The organism is Arthrobacter pullicola, assembly GCF_014836875.1.
GTDB lineage: Bacteria > Actinomycetota > Actinomycetes > Actinomycetales > Micrococcaceae > Arthrobacter_B > Arthrobacter_B pullicola.
In genome coordinates this window covers 495899-513641 of record NZ_JACSQC010000002.1, presented here as the reverse complement: position 1 = coordinate 513641, position 17743 = coordinate 495899, and the positions used below count along the sequence as shown (strand labels likewise).

13 protein-coding genes are annotated in these 17743 nt (G+C 66.5%); 4 read left to right on the top strand and 9 right to left on the bottom strand.

The genetic code is table 11. From position 1 onward, the window contains the following. Positions 1-45: 45 nt before the first annotated feature. From H9638_RS05650 to H9638_RS05615, 8 genes are all read right to left on the bottom strand, one after another. A complete protein-coding gene (locus H9638_RS05650; RefSeq protein ID WP_191746210.1) occupies positions 46-1191 on the bottom strand; it encodes an ROK family transcriptional regulator in 1146 nt (381 codons plus the stop codon). A 195-nt stretch (positions 1192-1386) separates the two neighbouring features. Next, the gene (locus tag H9638_RS05645) at positions 1387-2514 is read right to left on the bottom strand and encodes an alcohol dehydrogenase catalytic domain-containing protein (RefSeq protein ID WP_191746209.1); all 1128 of its coding nucleotides are present in this window, start codon (positions 2512-2514) and stop codon (positions 1387-1389) included. A 199-nt stretch (positions 2515-2713) separates the two neighbouring features. Then, positions 2714-3871, bottom strand: a complete 1158-nt coding sequence (locus H9638_RS05640; protein ID WP_191746208.1) for a helix-turn-helix domain-containing protein — start codon at positions 3869-3871, stop codon at positions 2714-2716. A gap of 115 nt (positions 3872-3986) precedes the next feature. After that, positions 3987-6803: an FAD-binding and (Fe-S)-binding domain-containing protein gene (locus H9638_RS05635; protein ID WP_191746207.1), complete on the bottom strand. Its 2817-nt coding sequence runs from the start codon at positions 6801-6803 to the stop codon at positions 3987-3989. Between the two features lie 47 nt (positions 6804-6850). Continuing rightward, the gene (locus tag H9638_RS05630; RefSeq protein ID WP_191746206.1) at positions 6851-7540 is read right to left on the bottom strand and encodes a response regulator transcription factor; all 690 of its coding nucleotides are present in this window, start codon (positions 7538-7540) and stop codon (positions 6851-6853) included. 65 nt (positions 7541-7605) lie between these two features. Next, positions 7606-9066 (bottom strand): sensor histidine kinase, encoded by a 1461-nt coding sequence (locus tag H9638_RS05625; protein WP_191746205.1) that lies wholly within the window; start codon positions 9064-9066, stop codon positions 7606-7608. 147 nt (positions 9067-9213) lie between these two features. Further along, entirely contained in the window at positions 9214-9972 is a 759-nt protein-coding gene (locus H9638_RS05620; protein WP_191746204.1) for a FadR/GntR family transcriptional regulator, read from the bottom strand. Between the two features lie 237 nt (positions 9973-10209). Next, positions 10210-11934 (bottom strand): L-lactate permease, encoded by a 1725-nt coding sequence (locus H9638_RS05615; RefSeq protein ID WP_191746203.1) that lies wholly within the window; start codon positions 11932-11934, stop codon positions 10210-10212. A 196-nt stretch (positions 11935-12130) separates the two neighbouring features. On the opposite strand from H9638_RS05615, the gene H9638_RS05610 reads away from it, so the two are divergent. Genes H9638_RS05610 through H9638_RS05600 form a run of 3 tightly spaced genes read left to right on the top strand, consistent with a single transcriptional unit; the run spans position 12131 to position 15083 of the window. Beyond that, complete coding sequence (locus tag H9638_RS05610) at positions 12131-12931, top strand: (Fe-S)-binding protein (protein WP_191746202.1); 801 nt, start codon at positions 12131-12133, stop codon at positions 12929-12931. After that, the gene (locus H9638_RS05605) at positions 12928-14451 is read left to right on the top strand and encodes a LutB/LldF family L-lactate oxidation iron-sulfur protein (protein ID WP_191746201.1); all 1524 of its coding nucleotides are present in this window, start codon (positions 12928-12930) and stop codon (positions 14449-14451) included. Before H9638_RS05610 ends, H9638_RS05605 begins: the two co-directional genes overlap by 4 nt. Beyond that, the gene (locus H9638_RS05600) at positions 14448-15083 is read left to right on the top strand and encodes a LutC/YkgG family protein (RefSeq protein WP_191746200.1); all 636 of its coding nucleotides are present in this window, start codon (positions 14448-14450) and stop codon (positions 15081-15083) included. Before H9638_RS05605 ends, H9638_RS05600 begins: the two co-directional genes overlap by 4 nt. A gap of 16 nt (positions 15084-15099) precedes the next feature. On the opposite strand, the gene ligM is transcribed toward H9638_RS05600, so the two are convergent. After that, positions 15100-16509 (bottom strand): vanillate/3-O-methylgallate O-demethylase, encoded by a 1410-nt coding sequence (gene ligM / locus H9638_RS05595; RefSeq protein WP_191746199.1) that lies wholly within the window; start codon positions 16507-16509, stop codon positions 15100-15102. A 192-nt stretch (positions 16510-16701) separates the two neighbouring features. On the opposite strand from ligM, the gene H9638_RS05590 reads away from it, so the two are divergent. After that, on the top strand, positions 16702-17685 hold the full coding sequence (locus H9638_RS05590) for an ABC transporter substrate-binding protein (RefSeq protein WP_191746198.1): 984 nt from the start codon (positions 16702-16704) through the stop codon (positions 17683-17685). Positions 17686-17743 lie beyond the last annotated feature (58 nt).

The window sequence follows — 17743 nt, the reverse complement described above, 5'->3', positions numbered from 1 at the left end:
TTGTGTAGTGCTGGTGGGTCTTGGAGCCGGAGGAACCTGGTGGTATCAACCGGTGGGGGTAATCAGGCTGGCGGGGTCTTCAAGGACCCGGGCGACGGCGCCGAAGAGGACCGCTTCGATGCCGAGGGAGGCGAAGGTAACCTCCGGCGCCGATGGTGCCGAGGCGCGGATCCGGTCGGCGAGCTGAGAACGGGCGGCATCGTCCAATCCGATGGCGTCGCCGGAAAAAAGGACCAGGGCAGGGTTCAGGACGCAGGCGCAGACCACGGCCGCCCAGGCCCAGGCGTCCAGCACTTCCCCGCGCAGCGCGGCAGCAGCCGGTGCGGTGCAGATTTGGCGGATCACGTTGGCTTCGGTCACGTCGAGCCCGGCGTCCCGCGCCGCAGCCGCAATGGCCGGTGTGCTCCAGCGTTCCTCGAAACTGCCGCGGTTCCCGTGCGGCAGGGGAGCAAGCCCGGTGGGCAGGAAACCGACTTCGCCGGCAGACCGGGTGGAACCGTGCAGCAGCCGGCCGCCGGTCAGGATCGTTGCGCCGATGCCTTCAGCGATGTGGATCAGAATCAGGTCGTCGACGCCGGCCGCAGCTCCCGCACTTCGCTCGCCGAGCGCGATGAGGTTGACGTCGTTTTCCACCGTGACGGGCAGCCCGGTCTGCCGGCTGAGCGCCTGGGCCAGCTGGGGATCCCCGGCGGCGGCGAAAGCGGGTGCCAGGCTCACGGTGCCGTCAGCAGCGACGACGCCGGGCAGGGCAAGAACGAGCCGGGTGGGCCGGCGGGCGGAGTGCTCCCCGAGGCCGGCGACGGCGAGGGCGGTGGCGTTGACCGGGTCTGCCGGGTCGAAAGGGGAGTCCTGGGTTGCCAGGACCCGGGCATCGAGGTCGATCAGGCTGGCGTGGATGCGTCCTCCGCTGATCTCGGCGACGACCAGTGCGATGGCGGTCCGGTCGAGTTCGACCAGGGTGCGGCGCCGCCCGCCGGTCGATTCCCTGTGCCCGACCTCGTGGAGGTAGCCCAGGCCCTGCAGCTCCTGCACGATTCCGGTGACGGTGGAGGGGCTGTACCCGGTGACGGCGGCGAGATCGGTTCGGGAGATCGGGCCGCTGCTCAGCAGGGCTCCCATGACAGACTCCACCCGGATCCGGCGCAACTCGTGGCGTCCGGTCGGCGCACTGCTTTGTGAGGTGGATGACATTCTTACTTTATACGGTGAAGAAAGTAAGAAAGCAAGGAAATTATTGACTGGGACCTCAAGCCGGCCGGGAGCCCGGACGCTCCGGCAGCCGTGTGCCTGGAGGACACAGCGGCGTACGCCCCCGGAACCGGGGACGTACGCCGTCATTCGTGGTAGTTCAGCAGCCGTGCCCCCGGGTTCGGATGGGGGAGCGGTTTAGTACACGACGATCTTGCGGCGCCCGATGGAGGACTTGAGATCCTCAATTGCCTCTGCGGCGGCGTCCAGGCCGACGCGCTCGCCGACCATCCCGTCCAGCGGCAGCAGACCGGCCCGGTAGAGTTCGGCGATCTTGGGGAAGTCGACTGCGGGCCGGGTGGAGCCGTAGTTGCAGCCAAGGATCCTTTGCCCGGTCACGATGATTTCCCAGGGCCGGATGGTGGCTTCAGCATCACGCGGCGGCATGCCGACATAGACGGCGGCACCGCCCTGCTTGAGGTAGCCGGTCAGAGCCGCGGAAGTGCTGGTCAACCCGATGGCGTCAAAGGCGAAGTCGGTGCCGCCGCCGGTGAGTTCCTTGATCTTCTTCGCCAGGTCCGGATCGTCGCCCTTCAGGACGTCGGTGGCGCCGAAGCTGCGGGCAATCTCCAGACGGTCATCGGAGAGGTCGACGGCGATGATCTGCCGGGCGCCAACAAGCTTCAGTCCCATGATCACCGCCTGGCCCACTCCGCCGCACCCAACAACCACCGCGGTCTGCCCGGCCCGGACATCCGCCGTGTTCGCGACGGCGCCCACACCCGTGGCGATCGAACACCCGATGAGCGCAGCGACTTCCGGCGGCACGTCATTGGGAATCCTGACCGCTGCCGGGCGGGGCACGAGGGTGTACTCGGAGAACGCACCAACGCCCAGATATGGACGCACCTCTTTGCCGTCGTCGGCAGTCAGCGGCGTGGTGCCGTCCGGAAGACCGTCGACGAAAGCGCCGCTGCCCTGGCACAGCCAGGATTGTCCTTCGTGGCAGGACGGGCAGTTCATGCAGGGCGCAAACCAGGAGAGCACAACCTGGTCCCCGGGCACGAGGTCGTTGACACCCGCTCCGACGGACTCGACGACGCCGGCACCCTCATGTCCGAGCATCAGCCGGTACGGGTAGGGCCAATCTCCGTTGATGACATGCAGGTCGGAGTGGCACACACCCGTAGCGGTCATCTTCACCAGCACCTCGCCGGCACCGGGGGCGCGGACGGAGAGTTCCTTCACGTAGGGCTTGGTGTCCACCCCGTCAAAAAGCAGTGAGCGTGAGGTGACTGATGTCGATTCAGTCCGGATGTCTGTCATGAAAATGTTTCCTTCCGTAAAGTCTCCCTGCACGGAACCTGCTGCAGGGTGCACTAAACGTTACGGATAGCCAAACATCCTCTTCAATGGACAAATCCCAGCGGAAAGAGCGTCCAGGAATGGGCTTTTGCACATTCTTCGAGCCGGGAAAACGGGGGAGGGCAGCCGCCGGTATCAGGCTTAGTTTCCAGCGCGCCGGTCAGGACGCTGAACGGCCGGCGGCCACGAGGACCAAAGCCGCTTCCTGCGGCACCCGGACGTCATAGCCGGTGGCGGCTTTGAACCCTGCCAGCCGGTTGATCACAGTGTTGCGGTGACAGTACAGACGGTCCGCGGACGCCTTGAGGGAGCCCGTCTCCAGATAGGCGTGAACGGTTTCCATCATCCGGTCCCGCTCATTCGGGGGCAGGGTGCGAAGCCCGCCCAGTATCCGGGCGCGGAAATCGGGGATGTTGGCGTCAAGGTAGGCGGAGGCCAGCAGCGGCCACCCGCGGTCCAGGTCCAGCAGCCCGGCTTGCGCCTCCGCCGCCCGCGCCAGCAGCGCCACGGCGTTCAAGGCGCGGGGAACTTCCGCCAGCCCCTGGACATGTCCCAGATATCCACCCTGAAGCCCGGGAAAATCGTGTGGATTGCCGTCGGCGAATTGCCGGCGGAATGCCAGGAGAATTCCGCCGGATTCGTAGTCAAAATAGATCTCGTCTTCGCGCCGCTCTTCGAGGAAATTGCGCAGGGCCGGGATTCTCTCGCCCACCGCGGCCACCAGCTCGAAGACTGCGTCCTGGGGAACACCCAGGGCCGCTGCAATCTCCGGCAGTGCGCCGGGCTGGCCCAGGTCTCCCGTGAACAGGCGCGACACACTGTGCGTTGTCTTGAGCCGGCTGGAATGGCTCATCCTCGACCGTTCCTGCAGATACGCAAACTGGACGTCCAGAACGTACCGTTCGACGGTGGCGTTGACGTCGCTGAGATGATGCACCAGGGTGCGCAGGTAGCCGTCGTCGGCGGACTCGCGAAGCGCGTCCCACAGAACGCTGAAGTTCAGCCGGACCGCCTGCAGGAGCTCATCCAGGTCAACATTCTGGCGGGCCCGGCGCATTCCCAGGTTCCGCGGGATCTTGGCCAGATGCTCCGGCAGCGCTTGGCGCCTGAGCTGGAGAACCAGCATTTCGAATGCTTCACGCGTAAAGGCCAGGATCTCGCCGGACTCAACGCGGTGGGCGCTGGCGAAGGTTCCTCCCTGGAACCGGTGAAAATGCTCGGTTGCCAGTTCTGTCCGCCGCTGCCAGACGGAATCCAGCAGTTCATCCCATTGAAGCCTCAACGATTCATCCACTGGGACGGTACTGCTGTTCCGCATGCCCGAGTCCTCTCCCACAGCCATCCTGGCGGCCCGGCCTGTCAGCAGACGATGGCCAGCCGCTAATCCCACGCTAGCCTGAGGGTGCTTCAGTGCCCGGATCAGGCACGTCAGGTTACGGCTGCCGCGTGGCTTCGGCCAGGTACTCCAGGATGTGCCGGTAGGACTGCCCGGTGGCTTTGCTCATGCCAATTTCGCACGTGCGGTTCACGGACGCGTAGCCGTCGAACGTGCGGGCGTTGATCTCAGCTGACTGCCGGTCCGTGGCGGAAGCGGTGAGCTCAGGATGCAGCAGGCCCCGGTCGCCGGCAAAGGCACAGCAGCCCCAGCTCGGCGGCACGAAGACCTCGGCGCTGACGGCCGAGGCGATCCGGTGCAGGGCGTCATTGGCGCCGAGCTGGGTCGAGGAACAGGTTGGATGAAGTGCCAGGGAGCCCATCTTCGCCGTGACCTCCAGCCTGGGGAGCACAGTTTCGCTGACAAAATCCACCGAATCGACGAACCGCAGCCCGGGGTAGACCGGACTCGATCCGGCCAGCCGCTTCATCGTTTCCAGCCCTTCGGTGCAGGAGGCCGCGTCGCAGACCACCGGCAGCTCCCCGCCGCCGCTGGCCACCCACAGGTTCGCGAGCACCTTCTCCGTCATGGCCTCGTAGCCGGCGGTGAATCCCTTGGACTTCCAGGGCGTGCCGCAGCACAGGTCGCCGATCCCGTTCGGCACCCGGACGCCGACGCCGGCACGCTCGCAGAGTTCCAGGAACGCGGTGCTGGCTCCTTCGCCGCCCTCGGCGGGACCGAACATGGTGCCGATGCACGCCGGGAAGAACACTGCTACCGGATCCGGGTCCTCCCGCGGGGCGCGGCGGGTACCACCGGCCGGCAGCACGGTCTCATAGGACTGGACATTGTCCGCCCCCAGCACAGCACGCCCGACGGCGGTAGCCAGCTTGGGCAGCGGCGCCGGCACGGCCTTGGCCAGGCTCAGGGCCTTGCCGCCCAGGGCGGTCACTGTTCCCCAGTGCCCGGCGGCGGTTTTCCAGCCGGCGCCGGCCACCGGGTTGGCATTTTCGGCGCGCAGCCGGCGGACCAGGTCCCCGGTGTTGATCAAAACCGGGCACGCCGTGACGCACATGCCGTCGGCGGCGCAGGTCTGCACGCCGTCGTAGTCGTAGTCCTTGCGCAGCTCCGCAGCCAGGGCCGTGTCCCCGCGGGCCTCGGCATCCGCGATCTCCCGGCGCAGCACAATACGCTGGCGCGGTGTGGTGGTCAGGTCCTTGCTGGGACAAACCGGCTCGCAGTAGCCGCATTCGACGCAGCGGTCCACTTCCTCCTCGACGGTGGGCGCGACCTTCAGGTTCTCGATATAGGCCCGGGGATCGTCGTTGATGAGGACGCCGGGATTGAGCAGGTTCGGCGGATCGATCAGCGCCTTGACCTCGCACATGATCCCGTAGAGTTCGTCGCCGTACTGGCGGCGGACGTAGGGCGCCATAATGCGTCCGGTGCCGTGTTCGGCCTTGAGGGAGCCGCCTTCGGCCAGGACCAGGTCCACCATTTCCTCGGTGAACGCCTCATAGCGGGCCAGCTCAGCCGGGTCGGAGAAGTTTTCATTGAGCATGAAGTGGACGTTGCCGTCCTTGGCATGCCCGAAGATGACCGAGTCCCGGTAATGGTGCTCGGTGAAGAGCCTGGCCAGTTCGCTGCAGGTGCGGGCAAGCGACGGGACGGGGACAACGATGTCTTCCAACAGGGCGTTGGTGCCGGACGGGCGGGCTCCGGCGACCGTGGTGTAGAGCCCCTTGCGCAGGTGCCACATCGAGGCCCGGTCCGCGGACTTGGACGTCATGGCAAACGGAGCCGCCAGGTGCAGGGAGCTGAAAAGCGGGTGGGAGGCCTCACGCTTGGCTGCCAGTTCCTCCGCCGTTGCGGCCTGGTGTTCCACCAGCAGTGCTGCGTGGGCCTGGACGTCCAGGTTCCGCAGTTCCGGGGGAGCATCGGCGGCAAGCTGCGCCACCCGCAGGGAGGTGGCGTCCATCAGCTCGATCGTGGCCAGGCCGGTGGCGGTCAGCTCAGGCAGGGCGGTGGCCGCGGCGTCGAGCGTGTCGAAGAACATCAGGCCGGTGGCGACCTTCGGCAGTGCGGGGACGGTGCGGAACGTTGCTTCAGCCACGAATCCGAGGGTGCCTTCGCTGCCGACCATCAGATGGGCCAGGATGTCTACCGGACTCTCGAAGTCCAGGAAGGAGTTCAGTCCGTAGCCCATGGTGTTTTTCATGGAGAACAGCCGGTTAATCGTCGTGACGGAGTGCGGGTTGGCAACGATCCGGCCCCTGAGCCGCAGCAGACCGTCGAAGAGCTCCGGTTCCAGGGTGCGCAGCCGCTGCTCGGCGTCCGGGGCCGCGGTGTCCAGCACGGTTCCGCCGGCCAGGACCAGCACCATGGACTCCAGCGTCCGGTAGGTGTTGAACTCGGTGCCGCAGGCCATGCCGGAGGAGTTGTTGGCGACCACTCCGCCGATCGTGCAGGCAATTTCGCTGGCCGGATCCGGACCGAGTTTGCGGCCGAAGGCGGCGAGCCTGGAATTGACCGAGCGCACCGTGGCGCCGGGGGCCACGCGTACCCGGGCGCCGCCGTCGAGCACCTCGATGTCCCGGAAATGGTGCCGGGTGTCGATGAGCAGGCTGTCACTCAGGGCCTGGCCGGAGAGGGACGTTCCGCCGGACCGGAATGTGGCGGGGATGCCGAGCTCCCGGCTGCGGCGCAGCAGGTCAGCCACCTCTGCGGTGTTGGTGGGTGTGGCCACGGCCTGCGGGATCAGCAGGTAGTGGGAGGCATCGTGCGCCATTTTACGGCGGTCGATTTCCCTGGTGCTGATTCCCTCGCTGCCGAGGGCACTGATTGCTGGGGCGGAAGACTCTGCTGTGACTGACATACGATCCTGATCCGAGACATCGACGGGGCTTGGGCCCCGGATCAAATCTAGGCCCGGAGCCCGCCTTCCGTGAAATGGTCAGGCCACACAGGGTGCGGGGCCTGCAGATACTGCAGCACGGCCAGGACCCGCCGGTGGTCCCCGGCCGCTGGATGGAGGTTCAGCTTGCCGAATATTGAGGTGATGTTCTTCTCCACTGCTCCGGCGGAGAGGAACAGTTCAGCACAGATGCCGGCATTTGTCCGTCCCTGGGCCATCAGCTCCAGAACCTCCCGCTCACGCGGGGTCAAGGAAACCAGCCCTGCCTGGCGTCCGGCGCCCATCAGCTGCCGCACCACCTCCGGGTCCAGGACGGTCTCGCCGCCGCGGATGCGTTCCAGGGCGCGGAGGAAATCGGCGACGTCCGCCACCCGGTCCTTGAGCAGGTACCCGGTTCCGCTGGGCTGCCCGGCAAAAAGCTGCGCAGCGTAGCGGGTTTCCACGTACTGGGAGAGCAGCAGGACGCCGATCTCCGGCCTGGTTTGGCGCAGCTTCAGGGCGGCGCGGATCCCCTCGTGGGTATGGGTGGGCGGCATCCGGTTGTCCAGGATGACGACGTCGGGCTCCGCAGTTTCCAGCGCCAGGAACAGTTCCTCGGCGTCGCCGGCGGCCGCGAGCACCTGGTGCCCGCGGCCATTCAGCAGCTCGACCAGCCCGGCGCGGAGCAGGGCGGAGTCTTCTGCGATGACAATCTTCATCCCAGCAGCTTGCCTTACCGGGGCTGCACTTTCGAAACCGGCCCGGGAACAGCTCAGGGAACAGCTCAGGAAAGCGGCAGGAAGACCGTCACCACGGTGGGCCCGCCGGCCGGTGAGGAAATCCGCATGGTGCCGTCCACCGTCCGGACCCGTTCCGCCAGGCCTGCCAAGCCAGTTCCGGCCCCGGTTCCTGTGCCAACACGTCCTCCACCTGCTGCGCCGCCGGTGCCGTCGTCCTTGACGCTGAGCACCATGTCAGCTCCCTCCTCGACCACCAGGATACTGACGCGTGTGCCGCGGGAATGCTTGACGGCGTTGGTCACCAGCTCGGCCGCGCAGTAATAGGCGATTGCTTCCACCGCCGGTGCGGGACGGACCGGCAGCCGGTAGGACAGGTCCACGGGCAGGGGTGCCGTGGCAGCCAGCGATTCCAGTGCGGTGTCCAAGCCGTCGTTGAGCACGGCCGGACGGATGCCGCGGGCGAGGCCGCGCAGGTCTTCCAAGGCTTCCTTGGCCGTGCCGTGGGCACTGTCCAGGAGATGCTGCAGTTCCGGGGAAACTTCGGTGCCGGCCGCCCGGTCCCTGGCGTCGCCGAGCTTCATCGCGATTGCCACCAGCTGGGCCTGGGTCCCGTCATGCAGGTCCCGTTCAATCCGGGCCAGCCGGGCGTCAGCGGTCTTCACGGAGCTGCTCCGGCTGGCTTCCAGATCCCGGACGCGGTACTGGCCGGCGGTAGGACCCAGCAGGCCCGCGGCGAGCGATGCCTGGAGGCGGGCCATACCGTTGTTGATCGCTGGCCAGAGCAGGAAGGTGAAGAGAACGCCCACCGCGAAGTAGGCAGCTTGCCACCAGAAACTGTCAGCGAAGACACCCGGGAGGATCTGACTGCCACGGTGCCAGGTCCCGTCGGCCGCCTGCTGCGGGGGCAGCCACCGGGACCAGAACCAGTGGGTCATGCAGCCCAGCCCGGTGACCAGGAAACTGATGCTCAGGCAGGCGGCCGTCACTGAGGTGACGAAGCTGACGCCCATGTGGGCCAGCGCGCGCCAACCGGCCGTGTCACTGAGGCCGGAACGGAGAAAACCGAAGAACCCCGGCCGGGTGGTGAACGGCGGGGGAGCGTCGATCGGGCGGCCGAGCAGCGCAGCCGCGAGGGACCGGTTGATGGTTCCCCAGTACCGGGCTGCAGCCACCATCGCCGCCGGGATGATCAGGCCCACGAAGGTGACCAGGAAGGAAGCACCCAGTGACACCGTGCTCACGGCGTAGGCCAGGGCGAAGGGAGCCAGCAGCAGGCTGAGCCAGTGATAGCCGAACGCCCGCCAGGTGCTGCTGCGGAAAAACGCCGGACGGCGTCCTTCCGCGGGACGGGGTTGCGGACGCTGGGAGTGCGGGGCCCGTTCGGAATGCGGGATGTGCCGGGGGTGCCGCGGGTGCGGGGTGTGCCGGGCGTCCGGCACCGGAGGGGCGTCTGCCGCAGACAGGCCGGGCGTGGCGCCGGGATCGGAAGCGTGGGTGGGTGTCATGGTTCCATCATTCTCCCGGCTCAAGACCGTTGCTATGGGGTTTTCCCCCTAGTTGCCGGGGGGAGTGCCCTCGAGGCGGGCCAGAACCAGGTGCGCTTCCCGGGCGCCTGCGCCGCGTTGGATTACTCCGCCGGAGCCCGCGTTGGATTACTCCGCCGGAGCCTGCGCTGGCTGGTGCGCCGGGATCTGGGCGTAGAACCATTCGATGTGGCCGCGGAGCAGCCGGGCGGCCAGGGGGCCATTCGCAGCCGCAACGGCGTCGTAAATCCCGTGGTGCTGCTCCCGCAGCACAGCAAGGATGCCAGGCCAGTCTTCGAAGTTATCCATGGCCTCCTTGACGTAGCCGCGGATGGCACCGCTGAGCGAGGCCATCATGGTTTCGATGACGGCATTGCCGGCCAGTGAGCTGAGCTCCACGTGGAACTGGGCATCAAGGGTGTGGAAGGCATCCCGCTCCAGGTCAGGGCGGTCCATGGCTTCCAGCAAGCCGCGGGCCCGGTCCAGGGCAGCCGCCGTTGCCTCGGTGCGCGGTGCCTGCGCGGCAGCTTCGGCAGCCCAGGTTTCCAGCAGCACGCGGGTCTGCACGATGTCCGCCACCGGGAGCCGGTTGCTTGCCATATGCAGGCGCAGGGCCGAGGACAATCCGGCGGAGGGTTCGGAGACAATGATGGCGCCGGACTTCGGGCCGGACCCGGAGGAGGAACGCAGGACCCCCATGGCGTCCAGGATCCGGATGCCCTCGCGGACGGACGCGCGGGAGATGCCGTAGGTTTCCGCCAGGGTGCGTTCGCCGGGGAGCTGGTCGCCCAGCTTGATTTCGCCGGACCGAAGGCCTGCTTCGATGTTCTCCAGCAGCAGGTCGTAGCTCCGGCGCGGCGGGAGGGGTGCGGAATCCGTAAGAGTCACTGCAACATCCTTACACGGCGGGCTGTGGGATTCCCCGGCGTCCGCAATAAAGGCTCCCCGCTGCCGTCACGCAGAGGAACCCGGCACTGTTCCGCAACAAAACCCGGCACTGTCCCGCCAAAGAACCCGTGCTGTCCCGCAAAAAAGGAGCGGCAGGGGGTGGATTCCCCCCAAGGAACACACCCCCTGCCGCTCCGGCCCCGGCGCCAGGGCGCCAGGGGGAATCAGAGCAGGATGCTACGGAAGCATCCAGCCCAGGATCGGAGTCGACTGCAGGTAGACCAGCGTGCAGAGGAGCAGCAGCAGGCCAGCGCTCCAGCCGACCACCTTGCGCAGCAGGACGGACTCCTGTCCGTCCAGCTTCACGGCAGTCACCGCAATGGCCAGGTTCTGCGGGCTGATGAGCTTGCCGACGACGCCGCCGGTGGTGTTGGCGGCCACCAGCAGGTTCGGATCGATGCCGGCTTCAAGCCCCGCGGTCTGCTGCAGGCGGGCAAAGAGGGCATTGGCGGAGGTGTCGGAGCCGGTCACGGCTGTGCCGATCCAGCCCAGGACGGGGGAGAGGAACGCGAAGAACCCGCCGGTGCCGGCCAGCCAGGTGCCGATGGATACGGTCTGTCCGGAGAAGTTCATAACGTAGGCCAGGGACAGCACGGACAGGATAGTCAGGGCGGCCCAGCGCATGTTCCATACCGTGCGGCCGATCTCCGCCACGCCGTTGCCGACGCTCATGCGGTACCGGCCGCCGTCGTCGTACCGGGAGTAGACGAAGGAAACGATCAGGCCCGTGATCAGCAGCAGCGTACCCGGGGTGGACAGCCAGTTGAACGTGTAGATGGTGGAGGAAACGGGGTTGCCGGCCTCGTCCACCAGGCGCTCGTGCAGGAGCGGCCAGGGAATCTTGACGTCGGTGGAGGCCAGGAACGCCGGGATGTCCACGCCAAGCTTCCAGAGCTTGGCGATGCCGAAGATCACAATAACCAGGAAGTACGGGAACAGGGCCAGCCAGGTGCGTGACGGCGTCAGGGAGTCCTCGTCACGGACTGCGGTGACGGTCGAACCGCTGCCGGTGCCCGGGCGGTCTGCGCCGGCCGAGACGAGAGCGGTGAGGCCCATCCGTTCGCGGGCGGCGTCGAGGCCGCGGGGCTGCCAGAAGCGCAGGAAGACGACGGCGGCACCCAGACCGGCCAGGGCAGCAACAATGTCCGTGAGTTCGTAGGAGAAGAACGTGGAGCACAGCACCTGGGCAATGGAGAACGCAGCACCGGTAACCAGGGCCGCAGGCCAGGTGTCCTTGACGCCGCGGAATCCGTCGAGGATGAAGACCAGGATCAGCGGCACAATGATGGCCAGCACGGGTGCCTGGCGTCCCACGACGGCACCGATGTGATCGGCGTCCAGTCCGGTGAGGTTGGCAGCCGTGGTGATCGGGATGGCCATGGCCCCGAAGGCGACCGGAGCGGTGTTGGCCACCAGCACGGCTGCTGCTGCCTTCATGGGCTTCAGGCCCAGGGCAACCAGCATGGTGGCGGTGATGGCCACGGGGGCGCCGAACCCGGCGAGGGCTTCGAGCAGGCCGCCGAAGCAGAACGCCACGAGGATCGCCTGGATGCGGACGTCCCCGCCGCCGATGACGTCGAAGACGCGGCGAAGGTCCTCGAACCGGCCGCTGACCACCGTGATCTGGTACAGCCAGATGGCCATGATCACAATCCAGACCACCGGGAATGCGCCGAACACAGCGCCCTGGGAAGCGGAGAGCAGGGCCAGGCCTGCCGGCATTTTGAAGGCAAAGACAGCGACGGCGATGGCCACCACCAGGGAAAGCGCACCGGCAACGTGGGCCTTTACCTTCACGAACGCCAAGAGAATGAAGAACGTGAGCAGGGGTACGAGAGCCACGATGGCTGACGCGGCGACGCTGCCGGACACCGGATCGGTGCTGGCGGTGAAGTGATCCACGGGGGACCTCCGGGAAAGAGAAGAACTGGCGGGGGAGTTGGTCAGACCACAATGGTCAGGCCATGGAAGTCTAGCGCACCACTGGGAAGCGTGTGATCATGGCCACCAGCCGCGGGCCCCCTTGGTGTGTTGCTCATAACGTGCCTAGTATGGTCAGACCACACCGGCCCCGGGGACATCCCGCTGAGAGGCAGCCATGAGAATTGCACTATTTGCCACCTGCATCGTGGATGCGATGTATCCACGGACAGCCCGTGCCACGGTATCCATCCTGGAGCGGCTGGGACACGAGGTCGTGTTCCCGTCCGGCCAGGCCTGCTGCGGGCAGATGCACGTGAACTCGGGGTACTTCCCCGAGGCGGTCCCCGTGGTCCGCAACCACGTGGAGGCGTTCGACCCCGCCGGATACGACGTCGCCGTCGCACCGTCGGGTTCCTGCGTCGGTTCGGTCAAGCACCAGCACCCGATGATCGCCCGGTCCTGCGGCGACACCGCGCTGGAGGCACAGGCCGAAGCTGTTGGCGCCAAGACGTACGAACTCTCCGAACTCCTGACCGATGTCCTCGGTATCACCAACGCCGCCGAACAGCTGGGCTCCTGGTTCCCGCACAAGGTCACCTACCACCCCAGCTGCCACGGCATGCGGCTGCTGCGCCTCGGTGACCGGCAGCTGAACCTGCTCTCCTCCGTGGGCGGGATCGAAATGGCCGATCTGCCCGAAGCCGACCAGTGCTGCGGCTTCGGCGGAACCTTCTCGATGAAGAACGCGGACGTTTCCTCCGCGATGCTGGCGGACAAAACCGCCAACATCACCTCGACCGGTGCCTCGCTGTGTTCCGGCGGGGACGCTTCCTGCCTGCTGCACATCGGCGGCGGACTGTCCCGCGAAGGGGCCAGCGCCACCACCCTGCACTTCGCCGAGATCCTGGCCAGCACCAAGGAAAATCCGGTCTCCGTCACCGGAGAGATCCTCGTCAGCGGAAAGGCCGGACGATGAGCACCTACCTGGGCATGCCCACCCTGCCAGTCTTCGGGCGCGGCAACCTCAACGCCGTCGAATCCTTCCCCACTGCTGCCAAGCGGGAACTGGGGAACGCCCAGCTTCGCGCCAACCTCGGTCACGCCACCCACACGATCCGCGACAAGCGGCTGCGCGTGGTCGGCGAGCTGCCTGACTGGGAAGAGCTGCGCACTGCCGGCAGCGCCGTGAAGGAATCCGTGATGGCCCGGCTGCCCGAACTGCTGGAGCAGTTCGAGGCCAACTTCACCGCCCGCGGCGGAATTATCCACTGGGCACGCGACGCCGACGAAGCCAACGAAATTGTCCGCGACCTGATCCGCGCCGAAGGTGTGGACGAGGTAGTCAAGGTCAAGTCCATGGCCACCCAGGAAATCGGCCTGAACGAATACCTCGAAGAGCAGGGCATTGCCGCCTTCGAGACCGACCTTGCCGAGCTGATCGTGCAGCTGGACCACGACAAGCCCAGCCACATCCTGGTCCCGGCCATCCACAAGAACCGTACGCAGGTCCGCGAGATCTTCCTGCGCGAAGTGCCCGGCGTGGATCCGGAGCTCACCGATGACCCGGCCAAGCTGGCCGAGGCCGCCCGCTCGCACCTGCGCCGCAAGTTCCTCTCCGCCAAGGTGGCCGTCTCCGGTGCCAACTTCGCAATCGCCGACGCCGGGACCCTCGCCGTCGTTGAATCCGAAGGCAACGGGCGGATGTGCCTGACCCTGCCCGAAACCCTGATCACCGTGATGGGCGTGGAAAAGCTGCTGCCGACCTGGCAGGACCTCGAAGTCTTTATGCAGCTGCTCCCGCGCTCCTCCACCGGCGAGCGGATGAACCCCTACACCTCGCTGTGGACAGGTGTCACCGAAGGCGACGGCCCGCAGAACGTGCACCTGGTGCTGCTGGACAACGGCCGCAGCGCCGCGCTGGCGGATGAGATGGGCCGCTCGGCCCTGCACTGCATCCGCTGCAGCGCGTGCATGAACGTCTGCCCCGTCTATGAGCGCACCGGCGGGCATGCCTACGGCTCCACCTATCCGGGACCGATCGGCGCGATCCTCTCGCCGATGATGACCGGCATCAAGTCGGAGGAAAACAGCTCGCTGCCGTACGCCTCGTCGCTGTGCGGCGCCTGCTACGACGCCTGCCCGGTGAAGATCAACATTCCGGAAATCCTGGTGCACCTGCGCGCCGAGGACGTGGATTCCAAGCGCGGCACCAAAAAGCTGCCCACCCAGATGGACCTGATGATGAAGGGCGCCTCCTGGGCGTTCTCCCGCGGCCGGAACCTGGGCCTGCTGGAGAAGGGCCTGCCGCTCGGCCGGCTGGCCGCCGGCCGGAAGAAGAAAATTACCAAACTGCCGGGCATTGCCGCCGGCTGGACCCAGAGCAGGGACATCCCCGCGCCGCCCGCCCAGTCCTTCCGGGACTGGTGGGCCAAGGAACACACCGCGGCTATGGAACAACCGGGCGACGCGGCAAAGCAGGGGGAGACGAAGGCATGAGTGCACGCGAAGAGATCCTGGGCCGCCTGCGGGACGCGCTGCGCGACTCACCGGAGGTCCCCGAAGTTCCCCGGGATTACCGCAGCGCCGTTGAGGTCCCTGAGACTGAGCGGATCGCCATGCTCGTGGACCGGTTGGAAGACTACAAAGCCGGAGTCACGGTCCTGGACGAAGCCGGAATCGGCGCCCGGATCGCGGAACTGCTCGACGGCGCCGCCAGCTACGTGGTGCCCGAAGGCATCGACGGCGACTGGCTGGCAGCTGCCGACGCCGCCGTACCCGGCCGCCGCCGGACCGACTCGACCGGAGCGCCGCTGAGCGTTGCCGAGCTCGATGCGACCGCCGCCGTCGTAACGGGCAGTGCCGTCTCGGTTGCCGAAACCGGCACGATCATGCTGGACGGCAGCCCCAACCAGGGCCGCCGTGCCATTTCCCTGGTACCCGACCACCACATCTGCGTGGTCCGGGCCGCGGACATCACGACCATCCTGCCGGAGGCGCTCCGCCGGCTGGACGGCACCCGGCCGCTAACCTGGATCAGCGGTCCGAGTGCCACCAGCGACATCGAGCTGGAACGCGTCGAGGGTGTGCACGGTCCGCGCACCCTGGATGTGATTATCGTCCGGAGCTAGCTGGTGCTGGCCGGGGTTAGCTCCCGGTGTAGCCGGTGCGCCAGCCGCCCTTGTAGTCCTTGCGCACCGTTTCCGAGTAGGGGATCGGACTGACCACGGCCCGGACCTCGAGCTGCTGGTGCGGCTCCACAGTGGTCTTGGCGGTGCCGCCGTCGGGCTCGCCCCAGACCACACGCAGTTCGGTGCCCTCGGGAACGTCCGGGTTCACGGTTGCCAGGGACAGGCCGCGCCGCTCATTGGCGGAGTAGCCGGTGAACATGGACACGCCCACGGTATTACCGTCGGCGTCGACCACCGCGTCGTAGTTCGAGGAGCCGTAGTTGGCCAGCGGCAGGTCGAAGTACTTGTACGGAGTTCCGGTGGTGTCCAGCTGCGAGGTGAGGATCCGGCCCAGGTCTTCCTCATTCCAGGCCAGGGTGACCTTGCGGCGCTGGGCCGCCGGATCCATGGCCTCCAGGGCCTCGCGGCCGATGAAGTCGTGGTCAAATTTCACGAAGGAACCGTAACCCAGCTCCCAGGGAGTCAGGTAGTAGTCCTCGATATCGGTCGAGACAAAGCTGCCGGCGACGGCGTTGGTTGCCTCGTAGCTGTCGGCGCCGAGCCATTCGCGGTACGGGCGCAGCCGCTCGTCGGTGTAGATGGCGGGCAGGGGCGAAGGGATCCAGCCTGATTCCAAGGTGTTGGAAGGGTAGGCGCGGGAGCCGACGGCGGCCATGCCGAAGTCAGTGCCGGCTGCCATGATCGCGTCCCGGACCTTGTCATAGGAGCCGTAATCGCCCCAGATCTCCAGGCCCGGCGCCCCGGCCATGCCGTGCCGGAGGGTTCGCACACGTTCTCCGGCAATGGTCATGGTGTCCATGTTGAAGAACTTCAGCTGCTCCAGCGGGCCGCCGTTGAGGCTCTCGATGATCTGCCAGGCGTTGGGTCCCTGGATCTGGAACCGCCAGTAGCGCCGGCGGACCGGCTGGCCCATGGGGCGCGACGGCGACCGCCGGTCCACCTCGATCTCCAGGTCGTATCCGCCGGTCTCGGCGTTGAACAGCAGCCAGTTGGCTGCCGGTGCCCGCCCGACGTACACATATTCGTCCTGTTCCTGGTGGAAGAGGATGCCGTCGCCGATCACGTGGCCGGACGGTGTGGTCGGGACGTACTGCTTGGCCTTGTTGACCGGGAAGTTCGCGACGCTGTTCACCGCGGTGTCCGAGATGAGCTTCAGGGCGTCGGGGCCCTTGATGAAGACGTTGTCCATGTGATGGGACTGGTCGAACAGGACAGCGGTTTCCCGCCAGGCCCGCTGTTCGCTGCGCCAGTTGGTGAATTCCGGGGCGACGACGGGATAAATGTAAGCGCCGATCTGCGAATTACGGAGCAGATCGACCGTTCCCTGGGACGCATCCAGGACTTCCTGCAGATTCTTTGGTGCCACGATGAACCTCTGTTTCTGTCGGACGGGGAGCCGGGCAAAGCCGGTGCGCCGACCATATATCTATGCCCATAGACATGTCGAGGGTCCGGGGCCCCGATTAGGGGCCCTAGTCAATATCTATCTTGGTAGATAGTGTGTGATGCATCACACACAAAGCCGCGGGTTGGCCCGCGACGAAACGAGGAGACACCCATGAGGAAACTGGTTGCAGCAGCGGCAACGGCGGCGCTGCTTGGCCTGACGGCGTGCGGATCGGGGTCGCTGTCCTCCACTGACGAAACCAGCAGCGGGTCTCCCGCAGCCGAAGGGCTCACGGCCATTGAGGTGGGGGTTATTCCTATCGTGGACGTGGCGCCGATTTATCTCGGGGTCGAGGAAGGCCTCTTTGAGGCGGAAGGCCTGGACGTCACCCTCACCCTGGCCCAGGGCGGAGCGGCCATCGTTCCGGCGGTGACTTCAGGGCAGATGGATTTTGGCTTCTCCAACATCACCTCCATGATCGTGGGACGTTCGAAGGGCTTGCCGGTGCAGATGGTGGCTCCCGGGGGCAGCTCCACCGGCGACCCTGATGCGGACTTTGCCGCCGTGATGACCAAGCCGGACAGTGGTATTGAGACCACCAAGGATCTCGAAGGCAAAAAAGTCGGCGTGAACACGCTGAACAATATTTCCGACTCCACCATCTCTGAGGCCGTGAAGCAGGCGGGAGGGGATTACGAGAGCATCGAGTTCGTGGAGATACCGTTCCCCGAACTGTCCGGGCAGCTCGCTGCCGGAACCGTGGACGCGATTGCCGCCGTCGAACCCTTTGTGACCATTGCCAAGGCCGACGGCGCCGTTCCGGTGTTCTCCAATTACGCCGAGCCGGTGGATGACCTGACGGTGGCCGTCTATTTCGCTTCAGACGAGTACATCCAGGAAAATCCGGAAACCGTGGAGAAGTTTGTCCGTGCACTCAAGGCTTCACAGGAGTTTGCAGAGGCGAACCCGGACAAGGTCCGTGCCATCCTGCCCAGCTACACCTCGCTCAAGCCTGAGGTGATCGAGCAGCTGACCCTGCCCCGGTACAGCACCGAGGTGAACGGTGCCTCGGTTGAGGAGGTGGCCCGGATTTCCCTGGACCGCGGGCTGGTCGAGGAGATTCCGGACATGGAGACGCTGCTTCCGGCGTACTAGCCGGGCACCGGCGGGACCGGGCATGCCGGGCCGGGGATGTTCCGTGGGTCCGGGGTTT

Bases quoted from the DNA above. Each gene is read 5' to 3' on its own strand.
- H9638_RS05650 (WP_191746210.1), bottom strand. From the start codon at position 1,191: ATGTCATCCACCTCACAAAGCAGTGCGCCGACCGGACGCCACGAGTTG.
- H9638_RS05645 (WP_191746209.1), bottom strand. From the start codon at position 2,514: ATGACAGACATCCGGACTGAATCGACATCAGTCACCTCACGCTCACTG.
- H9638_RS05640 (WP_191746208.1), bottom strand. From the start codon at position 3,871: ATGCGGAACAGCAGTACCGTCCCAGTGGATGAATCGTTGAGGCTTCAA.
- H9638_RS05635 (WP_191746207.1), bottom strand. From the start codon at position 6,803: ATGTCAGTCACAGCAGAGTCTTCCGCCCCAGCAATCAGTGCCCTCGGC.
- H9638_RS05630 (WP_191746206.1), bottom strand. From the start codon at position 7,540: ATGAAGATTGTCATCGCAGAAGACTCCGCCCTGCTCCGCGCCGGGCTG.
- H9638_RS05625 (WP_191746205.1), bottom strand. From the start codon at position 9,066: ATGACACCCACCCACGCTTCCGATCCCGGCGCCACGCCCGGCCTGTCT.
- H9638_RS05610 (WP_191746202.1), top strand. From the start codon at position 12,131: ATGAGAATTGCACTATTTGCCACCTGCATCGTGGATGCGATGTATCCA.
- H9638_RS05605 (WP_191746201.1), top strand. From the start codon at position 12,928: ATGAGCACCTACCTGGGCATGCCCACCCTGCCAGTCTTCGGGCGCGGC.
- H9638_RS05600 (WP_191746200.1), top strand. From the start codon at position 14,448: ATGAGTGCACGCGAAGAGATCCTGGGCCGCCTGCGGGACGCGCTGCGC.
- H9638_RS05590 (WP_191746198.1), top strand. From the start codon at position 16,702: ATGAGGAAACTGGTTGCAGCAGCGGCAACGGCGGCGCTGCTTGGCCTG.